The sequence below is a fragment of the Shinella oryzae genome (genome assembly GCF_023038235.1).
GTDB classification, from domain to species: Bacteria; Pseudomonadota; Alphaproteobacteria; order Rhizobiales; family Rhizobiaceae; genus Shinella; species Shinella sumterensis.
This window is the reverse complement of the sequence record NZ_CP081987.1, coordinates 2602372-2620721: the sequence shown is the minus strand read 5'-3', so window position 1 is coordinate 2620721 and position 18350 is coordinate 2602372. Positions and strand designations below refer to the sequence as shown.

18 protein-coding genes are annotated in these 18350 nt (G+C 66.0%); 10 read left to right on the top strand and 8 right to left on the bottom strand.

What is annotated here, in order from left to right:
• Positions 1 to 63: 63 nt before the first annotated feature.
• The 6 genes from pcaQ to K6301_RS12765 all read left to right on the top strand — a co-directional run bounded on the left by pcaQ (position 64) and on the right by K6301_RS12765 (position 7016).
• Positions 64 to 1002: a pca operon transcription factor PcaQ gene (pcaQ, locus tag K6301_RS12790; RefSeq protein ID WP_247217441.1), complete on the top strand. Its 939-nt coding sequence runs from the start codon at positions 64 to 66 to the stop codon at positions 1000 to 1002.
• 101 nt (positions 1003 to 1103) lie between these two features.
• Positions 1104 to 1895, top strand: coding sequence for a shikimate dehydrogenase family protein (locus K6301_RS12785; RefSeq protein ID WP_247217439.1), 792 nt, complete (start codon positions 1104 to 1106; stop codon positions 1893 to 1895).
• Positions 1896 to 1902: 7 nt separating this feature from the next.
• The gene (locus K6301_RS12780) at positions 1903 to 2715 is read left to right on the top strand and encodes a sugar phosphate isomerase/epimerase family protein (RefSeq protein WP_247217437.1); all 813 of its coding nucleotides are present in this window, start codon (positions 1903 to 1905) and stop codon (positions 2713 to 2715) included.
• A gap of 162 nt (positions 2716 to 2877) precedes the next feature.
• Positions 2878 to 4692 carry an FAD-dependent oxidoreductase gene (locus K6301_RS12775; protein WP_247217435.1) on the top strand — a complete coding sequence of 605 codons (1815 nt, stop codon included), beginning with the start codon at positions 2878 to 2880 and terminating at the stop codon, positions 4690 to 4692.
• Complete coding sequence (locus tag K6301_RS12770) at positions 4655 to 6418, top strand: FAD-binding protein (protein ID WP_247217433.1); 1764 nt, start codon at positions 4655 to 4657, stop codon at positions 6416 to 6418. Before K6301_RS12775 ends, K6301_RS12770 begins: the two co-directional genes overlap by 38 nt.
• Positions 6405 to 7016, top strand: a complete 612-nt coding sequence (locus tag K6301_RS12765) for an NIPSNAP family protein (RefSeq protein WP_247217431.1) — start codon at positions 6405 to 6407, stop codon at positions 7014 to 7016. Before K6301_RS12770 ends, K6301_RS12765 begins: the two co-directional genes overlap by 14 nt.
• Before the next feature lie 58 nt (positions 7017 to 7074).
• On the opposite strand, the gene K6301_RS12760 is transcribed toward K6301_RS12765, so the two are convergent.
• The 4 genes from K6301_RS12760 to K6301_RS12745 form a co-directional block, all read right to left on the bottom strand.
• Positions 7075 to 7869 (bottom strand): IclR family transcriptional regulator, encoded by a 795-nt coding sequence (locus K6301_RS12760; RefSeq protein WP_247217429.1) that lies wholly within the window; start codon positions 7867 to 7869, stop codon positions 7075 to 7077.
• A 143-nt stretch (positions 7870 to 8012) separates the two neighbouring features.
• Positions 8013 to 9218, bottom strand: a complete 1206-nt coding sequence (gene pcaF / locus K6301_RS12755) for a 3-oxoadipyl-CoA thiolase (RefSeq protein ID WP_247217427.1) — start codon at positions 9216 to 9218, stop codon at positions 8013 to 8015.
• A 13-nt stretch (positions 9219 to 9231) separates the two neighbouring features.
• Complete coding sequence (locus K6301_RS12750) at positions 9232 to 9921, bottom strand: CoA transferase subunit B (RefSeq protein WP_247217425.1); 690 nt, start codon at positions 9919 to 9921, stop codon at positions 9232 to 9234.
• Entirely contained in the window at positions 9918 to 10625 is a 708-nt protein-coding gene (locus tag K6301_RS12745) for a 3-oxoacid CoA-transferase subunit A (RefSeq protein WP_247217423.1), read from the bottom strand. Before K6301_RS12745 ends, K6301_RS12750 begins: the two co-directional genes overlap by 4 nt.
• A 130-nt stretch (positions 10626 to 10755) precedes the next feature.
• Here K6301_RS12745 and K6301_RS12740 point away from each other — a divergent pair, with 130 nt between their 5' ends.
• A complete protein-coding gene (locus K6301_RS12740; RefSeq protein ID WP_247217420.1) occupies positions 10756 to 11517 on the top strand; it encodes an IclR family transcriptional regulator domain-containing protein in 762 nt (253 codons plus the stop codon).
• Here K6301_RS12740 and pobA read toward each other — a convergent pair whose 3' ends face one another.
• From pobA to K6301_RS12725, 3 genes are all read right to left on the bottom strand, one after another.
• Positions 11518 to 12684, bottom strand: coding sequence for a 4-hydroxybenzoate 3-monooxygenase (gene pobA, locus K6301_RS12735; protein WP_247217417.1), 1167 nt, complete (start codon positions 12682 to 12684; stop codon positions 11518 to 11520). It lies immediately after the preceding gene.
• Positions 12685 to 12703: 19 nt separating this feature from the next.
• Complete coding sequence (locus tag K6301_RS12730; protein WP_247217415.1) at positions 12704 to 13270, bottom strand: NIPSNAP family protein; 567 nt, start codon at positions 13268 to 13270, stop codon at positions 12704 to 12706.
• 92 nt (positions 13271 to 13362) lie between these two features.
• Entirely contained in the window at positions 13363 to 14262 is a 900-nt protein-coding gene (locus K6301_RS12725) for a helix-turn-helix domain-containing protein (protein WP_247217414.1), read from the bottom strand.
• A gap of 117 nt (positions 14263 to 14379) precedes the next feature.
• Between K6301_RS12725 and K6301_RS12720 the strand changes: the two genes are divergently transcribed.
• Genes K6301_RS12720 through K6301_RS12710 form a run of 3 tightly spaced genes read left to right on the top strand, consistent with a single transcriptional unit; the run spans position 14380 to position 17628 of the window.
• The gene (locus tag K6301_RS12720) at positions 14380 to 16092 is read left to right on the top strand and encodes an FAD-dependent oxidoreductase (RefSeq protein ID WP_247217411.1); all 1713 of its coding nucleotides are present in this window, start codon (positions 14380 to 14382) and stop codon (positions 16090 to 16092) included.
• Positions 16089 to 16874 carry an SDR family NAD(P)-dependent oxidoreductase gene (locus tag K6301_RS12715; protein WP_247217409.1) on the top strand — a complete coding sequence of 262 codons (786 nt, stop codon included), beginning with the start codon at positions 16089 to 16091 and terminating at the stop codon, positions 16872 to 16874. The genes K6301_RS12720 and K6301_RS12715 overlap by 4 nt, the downstream gene beginning before the upstream one ends.
• Complete coding sequence (locus tag K6301_RS12710) at positions 16867 to 17628, top strand: SDR family NAD(P)-dependent oxidoreductase (protein WP_247217407.1); 762 nt, start codon at positions 16867 to 16869, stop codon at positions 17626 to 17628. Before K6301_RS12715 ends, K6301_RS12710 begins: the two co-directional genes overlap by 8 nt.
• Here K6301_RS12710 and K6301_RS12705 read toward each other — a convergent pair.
• Positions 17625 to 18350 carry an aspartate/glutamate racemase family protein gene (locus tag K6301_RS12705; RefSeq protein WP_247217406.1) on the bottom strand — a complete coding sequence of 242 codons (726 nt, stop codon included), beginning with the start codon at positions 18348 to 18350 and terminating at the stop codon, positions 17625 to 17627. The two genes, K6301_RS12710 and K6301_RS12705, sit on opposite strands and share 4 nt — an antisense overlap.

Below are 18350 nucleotides of genomic sequence, written 5' to 3'. Positions count from 1 at the left end.
TGTAGCAATTATAAAACGGTTAAGTAAAATGAGATTTTCGACGATAAATATAACCTGAGAGTTATGGTTTCACCAATCGACCCCCGGATCAAGTTTCGGCATTTGCAAGCCTTTCTGGAGGTGGCGCGTCAAAAAAGCGTCAACCGCGCGGCGGAACTCCTGCATGTCAGCCAGCCGGCGGTGACGAAGACGATCCGCGAACTGGAGGGCATTCTAGGCGTTGCACTCTTTGAGCGCGAGGGGCGCGGCACCCGCACCACGCGCTATGGCGAGGTTTTCATGCGCCATGCGGGCGCGACCTTGACGGCGCTTCGCCAGGCGGTGGATTCCGTTTCGCAGGAGGCTGCGCTATCCGGTCCCCCCGTGCGGATTGGCGCGCTGCCCACGGTCTCCGCCCGCATCATGCCGCAGGCGATGAACCGTTTCCTTGCCGGGGGAACCGTCGGTCCGGTCAAGATCGTGACGGGCGAGAACGCCGTCCTTCTCGAGCAATTGCGGGTCGGCGATCTCGATCTCGTCGTCGGCCGCCTTGCCGCGCCGGAAAAGATGACCGGCTTCTCCTTCGAACATCTCTATTCGGAGCGGGTGCTGTTCGTCACGCGCACCGGCCACCCGCTCCTCGATGCCTGTGCCAATGCCTTCGACCGGCTCGGTGCCTATCCCGTGCTGATGCCGACGCGCAACTCCGTCATCCGCCCGATCGTCGAACAGTTCATGATCGCGCACGGCATCCCTGCGCCACCCGTCCAGATCGAGACGGTTTCGGATGCCTTCGGCCGCGCCTATCTGCGCATGAGCGATGCCGTCTGGATCATTTCGGAAGGCGTGGTCGCGGGCGATATCGCCGACGGCGTGCTCGCGGCGCTCCCGCTGGAGACGGTGGAAACGCGCGGTCCCGTTGGATTGACGATGCGCGCCGACACGCCGCCATCTCTTCCGCTCTCCCTGCTGATGCAGGCGATCCGCACCGTTGCTGCCGAGATGGCGGCGACGGGCTCATAGCGCCTGCGGCACTATCGGCAGAAGAGACGATTCCCTCTGGACCTGATAATATTGGATGTGTATTCCATAATAGAATATCATTCAGTTTTATGGGAGGGATCATGAATCTGGAACTCGACGGCGCATCGCGCCTCCATTTCGTGATCGGTGATCCGATCGCGCAGGTGAAGTCGCCGGCGGGGGTCAGCGAGATGCTGCAGGCACGCGGCCATAACGCGCTATGCATTCCGGGCCACGTCTCGCCACAGGATCTCGATGTGTTCTGGGCGGGATTGAAGACGCTCAAGAATCTCGATGGCGTGATCGTGACCGTGCCGCACAAGATTTCCGCCGTGCACATGGTCGACCGGCTGTCGGAGCGTGCTGCGTTCCTCGGCGCCGTCAATACGCTGCGGCGCACGGAAACCGGCTGGGAAGGCGACATGTTCGACGGCATCGGCCATGTCTCCGCGCTGCGGAAGGCCGGTTGCGTGCTTGAAGGAAAGCGCGCCGTTCTGGCCGGCGCGGGCGGTGCGGGCAGCGCCATCGGGCATGCACTGGTGCTGGCGGGCGTTGCCGAGCTTGCCATCCATGAAATGGACGATATCAGGCGCACCGCGCTCATCGCACGTCTTTCGTCGCTCGGCATGGCGAAGGTCTTTGCCGGCAGTGCGGATCCGACCGGCTTCGATGTGGTCGTGAATGCGACGCCGTCGGGCATGAAGGACGGCGATCCGCTGCCCTTCGATGGCGACAAGCTGACACCCGACATGTTCATCGGCGAGGTCATCACCAAACCGGCGGTCTCGCCGCTGGTCAGGCGTGCGCGGTCTATCGGCTGCCGCGCGATTACCGGCGTCGACATGTTCGTCGAGGTCCGCGACCTGATGGTCGACTATCTGAGCGCGAGGTGAGGCCACCATGGAAAGACAGTATGCACTCGCCTTCCTGACGATACCGGACGTCGCACCCGCCGAGGCGATCCGCATTGCGGCCGAGACGGGATATTCAAGCGTCGGCCTGCGGCTGCTGCCGGCGGCAGCGAGCGGAGAGGCACCCTATCCCGTCCTGACCGACAAGGCCGTGCTCGCCGAAGCCCGCGCTGCGCTGGCCGACACCGGCATGCGGGTTGGCGACGTCGAGATCGTACGGCTGAAGCCGGAAACGAAGGCGACGGACTTCACGCCCTTCCTGGATTGCGCGGCCGCGCTCGGCGCCGCCAACATTCTGGTCGCGGGCGACGACACGGATCATGCGCGCCTCGCGCAGACCTTCGCATCCTTTGCCGAGCTTGCGGCGGGTTACGGCATGACCGCCGATCTCGAATTCATGCCCTGGACCGGCGTGCGAAATGCCGCCGAGGCCGTGGCGATCGTCAAGGCCGCCGGCCAGGCGAATGGCGGCGTGCTGGCCGATGCTCTGCATTGGGATCGCACGGGCGGGCGTGTCGAGGACCTCGCGCTCATCCCGCCGGAGACCATCCACTATTTTCAGCTCTGTGACGCCCCGGCCGAATACGACCCGAGCGACGCCGGGCTCATCGAAATCGCACGGGGTGGCCGCCTGCTGCCGGGGCAGGGCGGCATCGATCTTCGGGCGCTCATCAAGGCACTGCCCGAGACGGTGCCCGTGAGCATCGAGATTGCGAATGCCGGTTTCAATTCCAGCCTGTCGCCACGCGCACGCGCGTTGCAGGCACTTGCTGCCGGCAAGGCTGTCATCACCCGACTATGATTTAGAATGAAATTATTATTTTGAATATAATTCCATTTTGTGTATAGCTGGTCGTCGAAGGCGCAGAGGCGCGTGAACGACGGCCAGCGACACCTTCCGGACAAATCAGGATGCCGCCGCCCCGCAGGGGGGTGTGCAGCCACGCCTTCGGAGGAGGCAGGGATGAGGGCAATGGACGCGCGGTCCGATGATGACGGGCGTGCCGATAAGGCCGCGCCGCGCGCCGAGACGCCACGCCATGCGCAATGCGATGTACTGGTGATCGGCTCCGGTGCGGGCGGTCTTGCGGCCGCCGTGGCTGCCGCGCATCACGGCCTGGATGTGATCGTCGCCGAGAAGACGGAGACTTTCGGGGGCACAACCGCCTTCTCCGGCGGCTGGCTCTGGGTGCCGAACGCGCCGCATGCCGTTGCGGCCAACAAGGGCGAGAATCCGGAAGGGCCGCGGACCTATCTGCGCCACATCCTCGGCAACCGATACGATGCCGGCATGATCGACGCCTATCTGGAAGCCGCGCCGCGCATGCTGGATTTCTTCGAGAAGAACACGGCCGTGCACTTCCTGCCGGGCAGCGCCATGCCGGATTTCCACGGCAATCTGCCCGGCGCCGCCAAGGGATGGCGCTCCGTCGTCGCTGCGCCCTATGACGGGCGGGCGCTGGGCGGGCTCGCCGGGCGTCTGCGCCAACCCATTCCGGAGACCACGCTGCTCGGCATGGGCATCGGCTCGGGCGTGGACATGCGCATGTTCCTGACGGCGACCCGATCGCTTCGGGCCTTCGCCTATGTGACGGGCCGCGTGCTCAAGCATGCGCGCGATCTGGTCTTTCACCGCCGTGCCATGCAGCTCGTCAACGGCAATGCGCTGGTCGGCCGCCTCCTGCGGTCCGCCGCCGACCGGCGGGTCCGGCTGTGGCCGAATGCCGGGGCCCATGACCTGCTTCGTGACGGTCCCCGTGTCACGGGTGCCGTTTTGAAAACGCCCGATGGCCCCGTCCATGTCGTGGCCAAGCGCGGTGTCGTTCTGGCGACGGGCGGTTTTCCGAACGATGCCGATCGTCTTCAGGCCCTTCTGCCGCATGTGCAGGAGGGCACGCCGCATTATTCGGCCGCACCCGTCACCAATAGCGGCGATGGTCTGCGGCTCGCCGAAAGCGCGGGCGGCCGCGTGTCGCGTACCATGACCGATGCCGCTGCCTATGCGCCCGTCTCGCTGGTGCCGCGGCCCGACGGCAGCCTGGGACGCTTCCCGCACCTCATCGAACGCGGCAAACCCGGCATCATCGCGGTCATGGCGTCCGGCCGGCGTTTTGCCGACGAGGGCGGGCCCTACCACGACTATGTCCGCGAGATGATCGCGGCCACGGCGCCGGGAACGCCGGCCGTCTCGTGGCTGGTCTGCGACCGCCATTTTCTTCGCCGCTACGGCCTGGGGGCCGTGAAGCCCGCTCCGGTTCCGTTCGGCCGTTGGCTGCGCAACGGCTATCTCATCGAGGCGCCGACCATCGCGGAACTCGCGAAACGCTGCGGGATCGATTCGGTCGGGCTTGTCGCGACCGTCGAGGCTTTCAACCGCAATGCCGCGCGGGGCGAAGACCCGGACTTCCATCGCGGGACGACGCCGTACCAGCGGGCGCAGGGCGACCCCGATCATCGCCCGAACCCCTGCCTCGCGCCCATCGTCAAGGCGCCGTTCTACGCCGTGAAGATCGTGCCCGGCAGCCTCGGCACCTTTGCCGGCATCGAAACGGATGCAAGGGCGCGCGTGCTGGACGGGGCAGGGCGGCCGGTGCCGGGGCTCTATGCGACCGGCAACGACATGAACAGCATCATGGGCGGCCATTATCCGAGCGGTGGCATCACCCTCGGGCCGGCCATGACATTCGGTTTCCTGGCCGCCGAGACCATTGCCGCGGGCGATGTGGCGCAAGAGGCAAGGCATGAAGGAGAGCAAGATGCCGTCCAATCGCAATCCTGACGGTCTGGAGGAGGTTGATCTTCTCGTCTGCGGCGCCGGGGCCGGCGGCATGACGGCCGCTCTCGTCGCACGGCTGGAAGGGCTGGATGTCGTCCTCGCGGAAAAGACAGCGCAGGTTGGCGGCACGACCTCGACATCCGGCGGCACGACATGGGTGCCCGGTACGCATCTTTCCGAGCTTGCCGGCGTACCAGACCGTGTGGACGACGCCCGGGCCTTCCTGGAGTCCGTCGTCGCGAATCGTGGCGGCGCGCGGCTGCGCGAAGCCTTCCTCACATCCGGCCGCGTGGCAATCGAGGAGCTCGACCGCAGGACCGACGTGAAATTCGTAGCCGCCGCGGCCCATCCCGATTATCTCGACGGTCCCGGCGCCGCCTATGGCGGCCGGGCGCTCGGCCCGATCAATTTCGACGGACGTCTGCTAAGCCGGGAGGATTTCGAGCGCGTGCGCCCGCCGCGCGGCGAATTCATGGGACTGGGCGGCATGATGGTGGGACGTGCCGAGGTCGGCGCGCTGCTAGCGCCCTTCGCATCCCTCGCCAATCTTCGCACCACCATCGCCATCGTCGGCGGCTACATGCTCGACCGGCTGCGCTACAAGCGCGGCACGCGGCTGCTCATGGGGAATGCGCTGGTGGCCCGGTTGCTCTACAGCCTGCGCAAGGCGAAGGTTCCGATCCTGTTCGAAAGTGGCCTGAAGGAACTGATCGTCGAGAACGGGCGCGTCGTCGGCGCCGTTCTGGAGGGCGCTGCAGGCCCGCGCCGCATTCGCGCGCGCAAGGGCGTGGTGTTGGCCACCGGCGGCGTGTGCTGGAACAAGGCCCTCCGCGCGCGGCTGTTTCCGCAGGGGACGCGCGACTATGCGCTCGGCCCGGTCACGAATACGGGCGACGGTGCCGATGTGGCGATGGCCATCGGCGCGCGCTTCGAGGATGGCGGCGACAGCCCAGCCCTCTGGATGCCCTGCTCGTCCTATCGCCGGCCCGATGGAACGCTGGCCGTCTGGCCGCATATCATCCTCGATCGCGCCAAGCCCGGACTGTTCGCCGTCGATGCGAAGGGCCGGCGCTTCGTCAACGAGGCCAATTCCTATCATGACTTCGCCATGGGCCAGATCGCCACGGGCGCCATTCCGGCGCATCTCGTCTGTGACGCCGCGTTCATGCGCCGCTACGGCATGGGCATGATCCTGCCCGGCGCGAGGAACCTCAGGGCGATGGTGAAGGCCGGTTATGTCATCGAGGCGAACACGCTCACGGAGCTTGCCGGCAAGATCCAGTGCGACCCCGTGGCGTTGGCCGCCACGGTCGAGAGCTACAACCGCGCCGCGGCCTCGGGCGTCGATGAAGACTTCGGGCGTGGATCGAGCGTCGTGAACCGCTTCAATGGCGACGCCGCGTCGGGCGGCAAGAACCCCTGCCTCGGCCCGGTGGGCGCTGGACCCTATTACGCCATGGCGGTGCGTCCGGCCGATCTCGCCTCCAGCGCGGGTCTTTCCGGCGACGAATTCGGCCGCGTGCTCGATGAGGACGGCGAGCCGATCACCGGCCTCTATGCCTGCGGCAACGATCTCGCCTCGATCTTCCGGGGCACCTATCCTGGCCCGGGCACGACGCTCGGCCCGGCCCTGGTTTTTGGCTGGCGTGTGGCCAAGCACGCCGCCGGCACGCTGGCCGACAGCGCCGGCGCAATGACGGATGAAAGGAAACAGAATGCAACGCTATGAAATCGCGACACTCTCGACCACCATGGGCGCTGCGGCCAAGGCCGCGCCGGCCATCGAAGCCTTTGCCGGTGAGGGCAACGGCAGGCTGCTCGGCATCTTCTATGCCGATATCGGCGTGCTCAACCGCGTGCTCGTGCTGCGCGGCTTCGACACGGTGGCGGATTACGACGGAGAGCGCGAACGCACGCTCAGGGCTTCCAATCCTTTCGGTTCCGCCGAGTGGCTGACGGGGCTCACGCTGGAAGGATACGCGCCCTTTCCGTTCCTGCCGCCGGTCGAGACCGGCCGCTTCGGCCCGGCCTACGAGTTCCGCACCTATGTCCTGAAGACCGGCGGCCTGGAGCCGACGATCCGGGCGTGGGAAGCGGCGGTGCCGGCGCGCACCGAACTGTCGAAACTGATGATCTGCATGTACGGTATCGATGGTAAGCCGCGCATGACGCATATCTGGCCTTTCGCCTCGGTCAACGAGCGCGGGCAGGTGCGTGCGGATTCCGTTACGCAGGGCGTGTGGCCGCCAAAGGGCGGACCGGAATGGCTGACGACGGACATGCAATCCACCATCGCCTTCCCGACGGCGAACTCGCCGCTGAAATAAGGATCTGATGCCAATAAAAGCGCCCCTTCCGGCTGGAGGGGCGTCTTTCGTTGCGGGGTCAGTCCCGCTTGTGCAGTCCGGGAAAATAACGCGATCCGGTGGCGGACATGCCGATTTCTCGTGCGGCCTGTTCGAGATGCGGCGCAAGCTCCTTCATGCGCTCCGGCGTCATGCGCACGGCGGGGCCGGCAATCGACAGGCAGCTGATCACCCGGTCGTTGCCGAAGACCGGCACGGCCATGGCCGCCATGCCGACGATATAGCTGTCGATCGATACGGCATAGCCGCGCTTGCGGGTTTCGGCGAGAACGGTCAGCAGCTCTGCGATCGTCTTCGGCGCGCCCGGTCCCGTGGGCTTGGTGGAATCGATCAGCCCCTGCCGCGAAACCCTTTCCAGCGCTTCCTCGTCGCTCATCGCCGACAGCCAGGCCTGCCCGCCCGCGCTGGAGGCGAGATGCACCACCACGCCCTGCTCCTGGCCCGGGTCATAACGCAGGCCGCCGGTCGCACCCTGCGCCACAGCCACCCAGATGAGGTCGTCGCCGTCGATCACGGAAAGACGAATGAGTTCGCCGCTGGCCTGGGCGAGCCGGTCGAGAATAGGCTGCGCGACATCGCCGACGCCGGTCCTGCCCAGGAAGCCCACACCGAGGGCTGCAAGCTTCATGGTCAGCGCATAATCGCCCTGATCCTGCACCTGGCGGACATAGCCTAGCCGTATCAGCTCGTTGAGCGTGCGGTGCACCCCGCTTGCAGGCTGGTTGACCTTGCCTGCGATGGCGGAAACAGAAAGCCCGCCCGGCTTGACGGCCAAAAGCTCTATGATGTTCAAGGATTTTTCAAGCGTGCTCATGCGCGTTCCATTATGGATTGTTATTCCATTTTGACCTTGCGTGCTGTGCAGTCAAGGTCTTTCCTCACGGAAAGCGAGCACGAAAAGGCCGCACGCGGAAACCGTGTGCGGCGATCGATGGCACGGACTTGAAAAACGGGTGCTCAGACCCTTTCGAGGGCGATGGCAATGCCCTGGCCGACGCCGATGCACATGGTCGCCAGCCCCTTCGACTTGCCGGTGAGCGAGAGTTCGAGGGCTGCGGTGCCGGCAATGCGCGCGCCGGACATGCCGAGCGGATGCCCCAGCGCGATCGCTCCGCCGTTCGGGTTGGCGCGCGGGTCGTCATCGGCGATCCCGAGTTGGCGGAGCGTTGCAAGGCCCTGGGAGGCAAAGGCTTCGTTGAGTTCGATGACGTCGAGATCGCCCGCCGTCCAGTTGATGCGGTTGAGCAGCTTCTGCGAGGCCGGTGCCGGGCCGATGCCCATGATGCGTGGCGGAACACCCGCCGTCGCGCCACCGACGATGCGGGCGATCGGGGTGAGGCCGTACTTCTTCGCGGCCGCTGCCGAGGCGATGATGAGCGCAGCTGCGCCGTCATTGACGCCGGAGGCATTGCCAGCGGTGACGGTCGCGCCGTCCATGCGGTTCACCGGCTTCAGCTTGGCGAGCGCCTCCAGGCTGGTGGCGCGCGGATGTTCGTCCTGCGCCACGCTCAGCGGATCGCCCTTCTTCTGGGGAATGCTGACGGGCACGATTTCCCTGTCGAGACGGCCGTTGGCCTGTGCGGCGGCGGCTTTTTCCTGACTGCGGACGGCGAAGGCGTCCTGATCCTCGCGCGAGACCTTGTAGTCGATGGCGACATTGTCGCCCGTCTCCGGCATGGAATCGACGCCATAGAGCGCCTTCATGACAGGATTGACGAAGCGCCAGCCGATGGTCGTGTCATGGATCTCGGCCTTGCGGGAAAAGGCGGTGTCGGCCTTGGGCATGACGAAGGGGGCCCGGCTCATGCTTTCCACGCCGCCGGCGATCATCAGTTCGGCTTCTCCGGCCTTGATCGCACGTGCGGCGATGATGACGGCATCCATACCCGAGCCGCACAGACGGTTGACGGTCGTGCCGGTCACCGAGACCGGCAGGCCCGCCAGCAGCAGCGACATGCGCGCGACGTTGCGGTTGTCCTCGCCCGCCTGGTTGGCGCAGCCGAAAATCACGTCTTCGACGGCTTCCCAATCGACGGATGTGTTGCGTTCCTGCAGCGCCTTGAGCGGAAGGGCACCGAGATCGTCGGCGCGCACGGAGGACAGCGCACCGCCGAAACGGCCGATGGGGGTGCGGATGTAATCGCAGATGAAGACGTCGGTCATGATCTAGATATCCTCACAGTTCCGGGGCGACGAGGTCGGCGACTGGGCCATCGGTGTGCAGCTTTGCACCGGTCTTGGCCTGGAGATCCTCGAAGGAGAGGCCCGGCAGCTTTTCCCGCAGCACGAAGCGGCCGTCCACGATGTCGATCACGGCGAGGCTGGTATAGACGCGCGTGATGCAGCCGACGCCGGTCAGCGGGAAGGTGCAGGCTTCCACCAGCTTGGGCTTGCCGTCCTTGGTGACGTGTTCGGTGATGACGAAGACCTGCTTTGCGCCGTGCACCAGGTCCATGGCGCCGCCGACGGCGGGCACGCCCTTGGAGCCGACGCGCCAGTTGGCGAGGTCACCGTTCTGGGCGACCTGGTAGGCGCCGAGGATGGCGACGTCGAGATGGCCGCCGCGCACCATGGCGAAGCTGTCGGCGTGGTGGAAGAAGGAGGCGCCGGGCTTCAGCGTCACGGCCTTCTTGCCGGCGTTGATCAGGTCCCAGTCCTCTTCGCCCTCGGCCGGCGGTTCGCCGAAATCGAGGATGCCGTTCTCCGTGTGGAAAATGGCCTGCCGGCCGGGCGGCTGGTAGCGCGCGACCATTTCGGGAAAGCCGATGCCGAGATTGACATAGGCGCCGTCGCGGATGTCCTGCGCCGCGCGCCAGGCGATCTGGGCGTTGGAAAGCTTGAGGTCTTCGGTGGTTTCGACGGTCATACGTAGACGGCTCCCGACCGGATGAGGACTTCTTCCTGTTGCGCATTGGCGATTTCGACGACGCCGTCGACGAAAATGCCCGGTGTCACCACGTGCTCAGGGTCGATGCCGCCGAGCGGCACGATCTTCGAGACCTGCGCGATGGTCTTGGCCGCGGCCATGCACATGAGCGGATTGAAGTTGCGCGCGGCCTTGTTGTAGGTGAGGTTGCCGTGGATGTCGCCGACATGTGCCTTGACGATGGCGAAGTCCGCCTTGAGCCAGCGCTCCTGCACATAGGCCCGGCCATCGAATTCGGCGATGACCTTGCCTTCGGCCAGTTCCGTTCCGTAGCCCGTGGGCGTGTAGAAGGCGGGAATGCCGGCGCCGCCGGCGCGGATGCGCTCGGCGAGCGTGCCTTGCGGCACGAGTTCCAGCTCCACCTTACCGGCGAGATAGGCTTCCGTGAAGGCACGGGGGTCAGACGAGCGCGGGAAGGAGCAGATCATCTTCTTCACGAGCCCGGTATCGATCATCGCGGCAATGCCGATGCGGCCGTTGCCCGCATTGTTGTTGATGACGGTCAGGTTCTTCGGGCCCTTATCGATCAGGGCGTGGATCAGCTCGATCGGCGCGCCCGAGCCGCCGAAGCCGCCGATCATGACGGTTGCGCCATCGCCGATCCCGGCGACGGCCTCGGCCGCACTCGCGATTGTCTTGTCCATGTTCCAAACCTCCATGCGACGGCTGAGCCGCCGTTTTCGGCTGGGACTAAAGGCGCAAAAGCGTTCGACGGCAATCAATTTGTGCGTTATATGACTTTTGTTCGAATATCGCACAAACCAGGATGCGCCGATGACGGTGAAGGAACGGGACATGATGGGCGGCCTCGCCAAGGGGCTGAAGGTGATCGAGGCCTTCAGCGCCGAGCGCCCGCGCCTTTCCATTGCCGAAGCGGCCGACATCGCCGGGCTCGACCGTGCCACCACGCGGCGCTGTCTGCTGACGCTTTCCGAACTCGGCTATGCGGCCTATGACGGCAAGTTCTTCACCGTCACCCCGCGTATCCTGCGCCTCGGCACGGGCTGTCTTGCCACAATGCCGCTGCCGCGCATCGTCCAGCCGACGCTCGACCGTCTGTCGGAGGAGATCGGCCAGAGCACGTCGGTATCGATCCTCGACGAATGGGAAATCGTCTATGTGGCCCGCGCCGCCCAGCAGCGGGTGATGTCCATCGCGCTGATGCCGGGTTCGAGGCTGCCGGCCTATTGCACCTCGATGGGACGCGTGCTGCTCGCCGCGCGCGCTGAGGATGAGGCGCGGGCGCTGCTGGAGGCGTCCCCGCGCGTGGCCCGCACCGAGCGCACGGTAACGGAGATGTCCGCGCTGATGGCGGCGCTGGAGGATGTGCGCCGGCTCGGCTTCGCGACCATCGATCAGGAGGTGGAAACCGGCCTGCGCTCCATCGCCGTGCCGTTGCGCACGTCGCGCGGCAAAACGATCGCCGCGCTGAATGTCGGGCTTGCCGCGACCGCGGAACCGATGGCGGCCATCGTCGAGCGCTATCTACCGGCGCTCTTGAAGCGGCAGGCCGAACTCGCGTCGATGCTGGCCTGATCAGTAGGGCAGGCCGACATAGTTCTCGGCGAGCGCCGTCTGTGCCGCCGGCGAGCCTGCGAGATACTCCATTTCCGCCCCCTGCATGCGGCGAAGGAATTCGCCTTCGTCCGGGAAGACATGCAGCATGCGCGTCATCGCCCAGGAGAACCGGGAGGCCTTCCAGACGCGGGCGAGCGCGGTGGCGGAGTAGGACGTGAGATGACCATCGTCGCCGGCGTAGTGGGCGATCAGCGCCCGCGACAGGTAATAGACATCGGAGGCGGCAAGGTTCAGGCCCTTGGCACCGGTTGGCGGCACGATATGGGCGGCATCGCCGGCCAGATACAACCTTCCCCAGCTCATCGGTTCGGAGATGAAGCTTCGCAGCGGCGCGATGGATTTCTCGATCGAGGGGCCGGTTTCCAGGCTTTCCGCCAGTTCCGCCGGCAGGCGACGGCGCAGTTCCGCCCAGAAGGCGTCGTCGCTCCAGTCCTGCGGCTTGTCGGTCAGCGGCACTTGCAGGTAGTGGCGGCTGAGATGGGCATTGCGCATGGAGCACAGCGCAAAGCCGCGGTCCGAGCCGGCATAGACCAGCTCGTGCTGCAGCGGTTTCGTCTCGGAGAGGATGCCGAGCCAGCCGAATGGATAGACGTGCTCATAGTCGCGGCGCGTCGTCTCGGGGATCGTCCTGCGGCTGACGCCGTGGAAGCCGTCGCAGCCGGCAATGTAATCACAGTCGATGCGATAGCTCGTTCCGCCATGGGTGAAGGTCACATAGGGCGCGTCGCTATCGGCACCGTGAATCTCCACGCCTTCCGCCTCGTGGTAGACCGGCGCATCGGTGCGGTCCAGTTCGTCATAGAGGTCGCGCGTCACCTCCGTCTGGCCGTAGATCGTCACGGAACTGCCGGTCAGGGCCTTGAAATCGATATGGACCTGTGTGCCATGGGCGGCAAGCAGAGTGCCGTCATGCACGAAGCCCTCGGCATCCAGCCGCTTGCCGACGCCGGCCTCGCGCAGCAGGTCGCAAAGGCCCTGTTCCAGCACGCCCGCCCGGATGCGGGCGAGCACATAGGCGCGCGTGCGCTGTTCCAGCACGACGGCATCCACCCCCTTGCGACGCAGAAGAAGAGACAACAACAGGCCCGAAGGCCCGCCGCCGATGATGACGACCTGATGACGCATGGTGCATTCGCTCCCGAAATTACAGCGGTGAAAAGGCAAGCGGGCGCAGCACGATATGGCTGCTGCCCTCCGCCAGAGGGATGGACGGAACGGGATCGGGGCTGCGTGGCAGAAGCGAGAGGGAGCCCGCCGCCCGGCCGGAAATCACCCTCCATGTCGCAACCGCACCGTCGATCGGCTCGCCGGACACGAGCGCGGCGCAGGCCGGCGCAAAGAGCGGCGCGCCCGTCGCCCGCGCCGGATGCGGTTTTCGCCTGCCCGCAACGACGGCCTCGAAGGCAGCGGAAGATGCCACCGTTTGAAGGAAGCGGTTTTCCTGTTCCTCCACCAGCGTGAAGGCCTTGGGAATGAAGCCTTCAACCCAGGCCGCCTCGGTGGCGAGCGACGCGCGGCAGGCCTCGCGCTCGGCCCAGTCGGCATAGGACCAGAGGTGGTGGATGGTGTTGAGCGGGCCGGTCTCGCCCAGCCAGTAGCCGACAAGCGGCAGGTGCCGCGTGACCAGCGGCAGTCCCTCGTCGGCCAGCAGTGCAAGGTAATCGCCCGCCGCGCCCGGCTTCAGGCGGTAGCTTCGCCACTCATGGATCATGTCTGTCTCCCATGGTGCGCAAACTGACCATGGGGACCGATTTGGGAAATGGACGGAGCGTCGGAAAGATTGGACGATACCAGGTCGGGCCGTCAGCTGTCGTGATGCAGCGCCTGTTTGCGGAACGCCCCGGGCGAGAGGCCGACGCGCTGGGTGAAGAAGCGGTTGAAGTAGGCGGGATCGTCGAAGCCCGTGAGATGCGCCACCTGCGCCACGCTGCTTTCGGTATAGACGAGGTAACGTTTCGCCTCGATCACGATGCGCTCGTAGAGGAGATCGGAGGCCGTCTTGCCGGCCCTGGCCTTGCAGGCCGCATTCAGGCGCGCCTGGGTGACGGCGAGGTCGCCGGCATAGAAGGCCAGCGAGCGTTCGTTGCGGAAATGCTCCTCGAGAAGGCCCCGATATCGAACGAGGAGATCGTAGTCGCGGTCGGGCGCGGCAATGCCGGGATCGTCATGGGAGACACTCAGCCGGAGCACCACGACGAGCACGCGCATGAACTGCGCCATGATCGCCGTGCGTCGGCCGGGTGCCGACCAGATGAACTCGCGGTGCATCCACTCGAAGGTTTCCATGACGGCTGGTATGGAGACGCCGGTGCCCTCCAGCGGATAGACGGCCGGCCGTTCCGATGCGTGGGCCAGGCGTGCATCGGATGCCGAGGCGGCCTTGAGGCAGCCGAGCGCGGCGGTGACGACGAAGCCGTCGGTGCCGGGGTTGAAGTCGATCTGGTGCACGATCCCGGCCGGCACGACGAGGATGCCGGGGGCGGGGATCGACAGCACCTGTTCTTCCATGCGGATGGAGCCGCCGCCGCTTTTCACCAGCAGAACCTGCATGTGATCGGGGTGGGAATGCGGACGAATTCTCCAATCGTTGGGGCCGCTGCGGTCGCGGATCGGCTCGACATGCAGGAAGTCGAGTTCGACGTCTGCGCCTTGATCGCCATAGAGATAGTAGTGCGGAATGCTGCGCCCGGTGCCGTTCGCCATTTCTCCTCCCCGGTTTCTCCCGATCGAATTGTGCAACAATTCCACGGGTGCGTCCATTGGTTCGGCCCGGGCCGCGGCGTAGCAAGATGTCCTGCCATTCATGACAGGGAGGAACCGATGGAGCGGCTTGAGGAGAAGGGGCGCGTCTGCGATGTGCTGGTCATAGGCTCGGGTGCCGGCGGTCTCGCCACGGCCATCGTCGCGAAGAAACATGGTCTCTCCGTCATCGTCATCGAGAAGGAGCCGGTGTTTGGCGGAACCACCGCCTTCTCCGGTGGCGTTCTGTGGATACCCGGCAACCGCCACGGCAAGGTCAACAATCCCGCCGACACGCGCGAGGCCGCACGTCGCTACATGAAGGCGGAGACGGGGAACTGGTTCGACGAGGGCGCCGTCGATGCCTTTCTCGATGCCGGGCCGAAGATGCTCGACTGGTTCGAGAGGCAGACCGCCGTCAAATTCGTGCCGACGCTCTACCCCGATTACCATCCGACGGTGGATGGCGGCGCGGATGTCGGGCGCTCCGTGCTTGCAGAACCCTTCGACACGAGCGCGCTTGGTGACAACCTGAAGCGCCTGCGCCCGCCGCTCTCGACGATCACCTTCATGGGCATGATGTTCAATTCGTCCAATGCGGACATCAAGCACTTCTTCAATGCCACGAAATCGCTGACGTCGTTCGCCTATGTTCTGAAGCGGCTTGCCGCCCATGCGGGTGAAGTGGTGCGCCATGGACGCGGCGTGCAGGTGACGAGCGGCAATGCGCTTGCTGCGCGACTGGCGAAAAGCTGTTTCGATCTCGGTATCCCGATCCTGACGGAAACGCCGGCTCTTCGTCTCGTCAAGGAGGGCGACCGCGTGACTGGGGCGGAGGTCGGCGGTGCCGAGCCGGGCACCATCAGCGCCCGGCGTGGCGTCGTGCTGGCCTGCGGCGGCTATGCGCAGGACCTCGCGCGGCGGGCCGATGTCTTTGCCCATCTCAGGTCCGGCCAGGCGGGGCATTATTCGCCGGTGCCGGAGGGCAATACCGGGGATGGCATTCGTCTCGGGGAAACCGTGGGCGGTGCGTTCGACGCAGAATTTCCGCAACCCGCGGCCTGGATGCCGGTCAGCCGGGTGCCCGGACAGGGTGTCTTTCCGCATCTGCTCGACCGCTACAAGCCGGGCATGATCGCTGTGCTTTCCAACGGAAAGCGATTCACGAACGAGAGCGAGAGCTATCACGATGTGGGGGCTGCGATGATCGCCTCGGGCGAGGCCGCCGCCTGGCTGATTTGCGATCATCGCACCATCCGCAAATACGGCCTCGGCCATGCCAAGCCCGCGCCGATGCCGCTCTCCCTCTGGCTGCGCTCCGGTTATCTCAAGAAGGGCCGCACGCTGGCAGAGCTTGCGCAGGCCTGCGGCATCGATCCCGCCGCGTTGGAGGCGACGGTGGCCGACTTCAACCGCGGAGCACGGGAGGGACGCGACGAGGCGTTTCATCGCGGCGAGACCTCGTTCAACCGCTATCTCGCCGATCCCGAAAACAAGCCGAACCCCTGCGTTGCGCCCGTGGAACAGGGGCCGTTATACGCGGTGAAGCTGGAGATGGGCGATCTCGGCACCTTCGACGGCCTGAAAACCACCGTGCCCGGCGAAGTGCTGGATCGCGCGGGGGCCGTCATCCCCGGCCTGTTTGCCGTCGGCAACGACCGCGCGTCGATCATGGGCGGCAACTATCCCGGCGCCGGCATCACGCTCGGCCCGGCCATGACCTTCGGCTGGATCACCGGCCGCTACCTTGCGGGCATCGCGCCCGATGCGACGAAGAGGGAGGAAGCCGCATGAGCTGGCTTGGATTGGACGGAAAGACCGCCGTCATCACGGGCGCGGGAGGCGGGATCGGCCAGGCTCTGGCGCGGGCCTTTGCGGCCGAGGGCGTGCGTGTCGTGCTGCTTGACCGTAACGAGGAGCGCACCCGGCAGCTTGCGGACGAACTCGGCAACGGCGCTTTCGTGCTGTCTTGTGACCTCTCCAAAGGCGACGAGATCGCCGCGGCTGCGGAGACGGTAGAGGCAGAGACAGAGGGCGGGGCCGACATTCTCATCAACAATGCCGGCATCCTGCGGCCGGGCCCGCTCGAAAGCGTGAGCGAGGCCGACTGGTCGGCCATGCTGTCGGTCAATCTCAATGGCTATCTCGCGGCTGCGCAAGCCTTCGGCAGGAGCATGATTGCGCGCGGCGGCGGCACGCTCGTCCATGTGGCGAGCATTGCCGGCACGCATCCGCAGCCGGCGAGCGGCGCCTATTCGGCCTCCAAGGCGGCGATCCTGATGCTCTCGCGCCAACTTGCCTATGAATGGGGTCCGAAGGGGATTCGTTCCAACACCGTCAGCCCCGGCCTTGTGCGAACACCCCTCTCCGAACCCTTCTACCGCGATGCCGGGGTGAAGGCGAAGCGGGAGGCCATGGTGCCGCTCGGGCGGATCGCCGAGCCGAAGGACATGGCGGATGTCGCGCTGTTCCTCGCCTCGCCGCGTGCCTCCTATGTCACCGGGCAGGACATTGTGGTCGATGGCGGCCTGTCGCAGACGCTGATGGGGCTGGTGCCGAGGCCCGGCTATGCGTGAGGAAAAACACGCGCTCGTCACCGGCGGCGCCGACGGGATCGGGCTTGCCATCGTACAGGCGCTGGCGGGTGCCGGCTATCGCGTCACCATCGCCGATCTCGACGGCGAGAAGGCCGCGGCGCGGGCACTCGAGCTGGGCGAGGGGCATCGGGGCCTTGCCTGCGACATCACCGACGAGGCGCAGGCGATTGCGGCGGCGTCTACCGCACCCTTCGACGTTCTCGTCAACAATGCCGGCATCGGTGACAGCCACCTGCCGACGCTGGAGCAGGGCATCGATGCCTTCCGCAAGGTGCTCGACGTGCATCTGGCGGGCACCTTCCTGATGTCGCGTGAAGTCGGCAGGGGCATGGTTGCGCGGGGATCGGGCGCCATCGTCAACCTGTCCTCCATTGCAGGGATCACCGGCCTGCCGAAGCGCAACGCCTATGGCGCCGCCAAGGCCGGTATCGTCGCCATGACGCGGGCCATGGCCTGCGAGTGGGCGGGCAGGGGCGTGCGGGTCAATGCGGTCGCGCCGGCCTTCGTGGAAACGGCGCTTGTCCGCAAGCTCGCCGATGCTGGGCGCATCGACCTGCCGACGCTGCGCCGTCGCACGCCGATCGGCCGGTTGATCGCCGCGCAGGAAGTGGCGGCGGCCGTGGCCTTTCTCGCATCGCCGGCAGCGTCGGGCATTACCGGTGCCGTCCTGCCGGTCGATGGTGGTTGGACTGCCTTCGGTGATTTCGGGGATGCGTGGCGGGGCGACGCCTAGCCGGCCACGGCGGGGAAAACACCCGCCAGCTTGGCGGGCGGCGGCGGGGCGTAACCGCCGAGGCGGGAGGTGCGGATATTGAGGCCGGCCATCGCTTCGGCCAGCTTCACCGCGCAGGACACGCCGTCGAGAACGGGAAGCCCATGTTCGGCGGCAAGGTCCGCCGCGAGGCTCGCCATGCCGGCGCAGCCGAGCACGATCGCTTCCGCACGATCTTCGCCGATGGCCAGCCCGATCTCGGCGCTGATCTTCTGGCGGGCGTTGGAGCCAGGCTGTTCGAGCTCCAGCACGGCGACTTCCGAGGAGCGCACGCGGGCGCAACGCACATCGAGCCCGTAGCGGGCGAGATTGTGTTCCAGCGCCGGCACCGAGCGGGCGAGCGTGGTCACGACGGTGAACTTGTTCGAGATCATCGACGCGAAATGATAGGCGGCCTCGCCGATGCCGATCACCGGCTTGTCGGTCAGGCAGCGGGCGGCGTCGAGGCCCGTGTCGTCGAAACAGGCGATGACGACCGCGTCGCAATCCGGATTGCGGCGGATCGTGTCGAGCAGGCCGGCCAGGCTCATCGCCTCGTCGAAATAGCCTTCGATCGAGACGGGGCCGTGGACGGGATTGATTGCGGTCACCTGCGTGCCGGGAGAGGCGGCGGCACGCGCCGCCTTCCCGATATGCGCCGTCATCGAAGCGGTCGTGTTGGGGTTGACGACGAGAATTTTCAT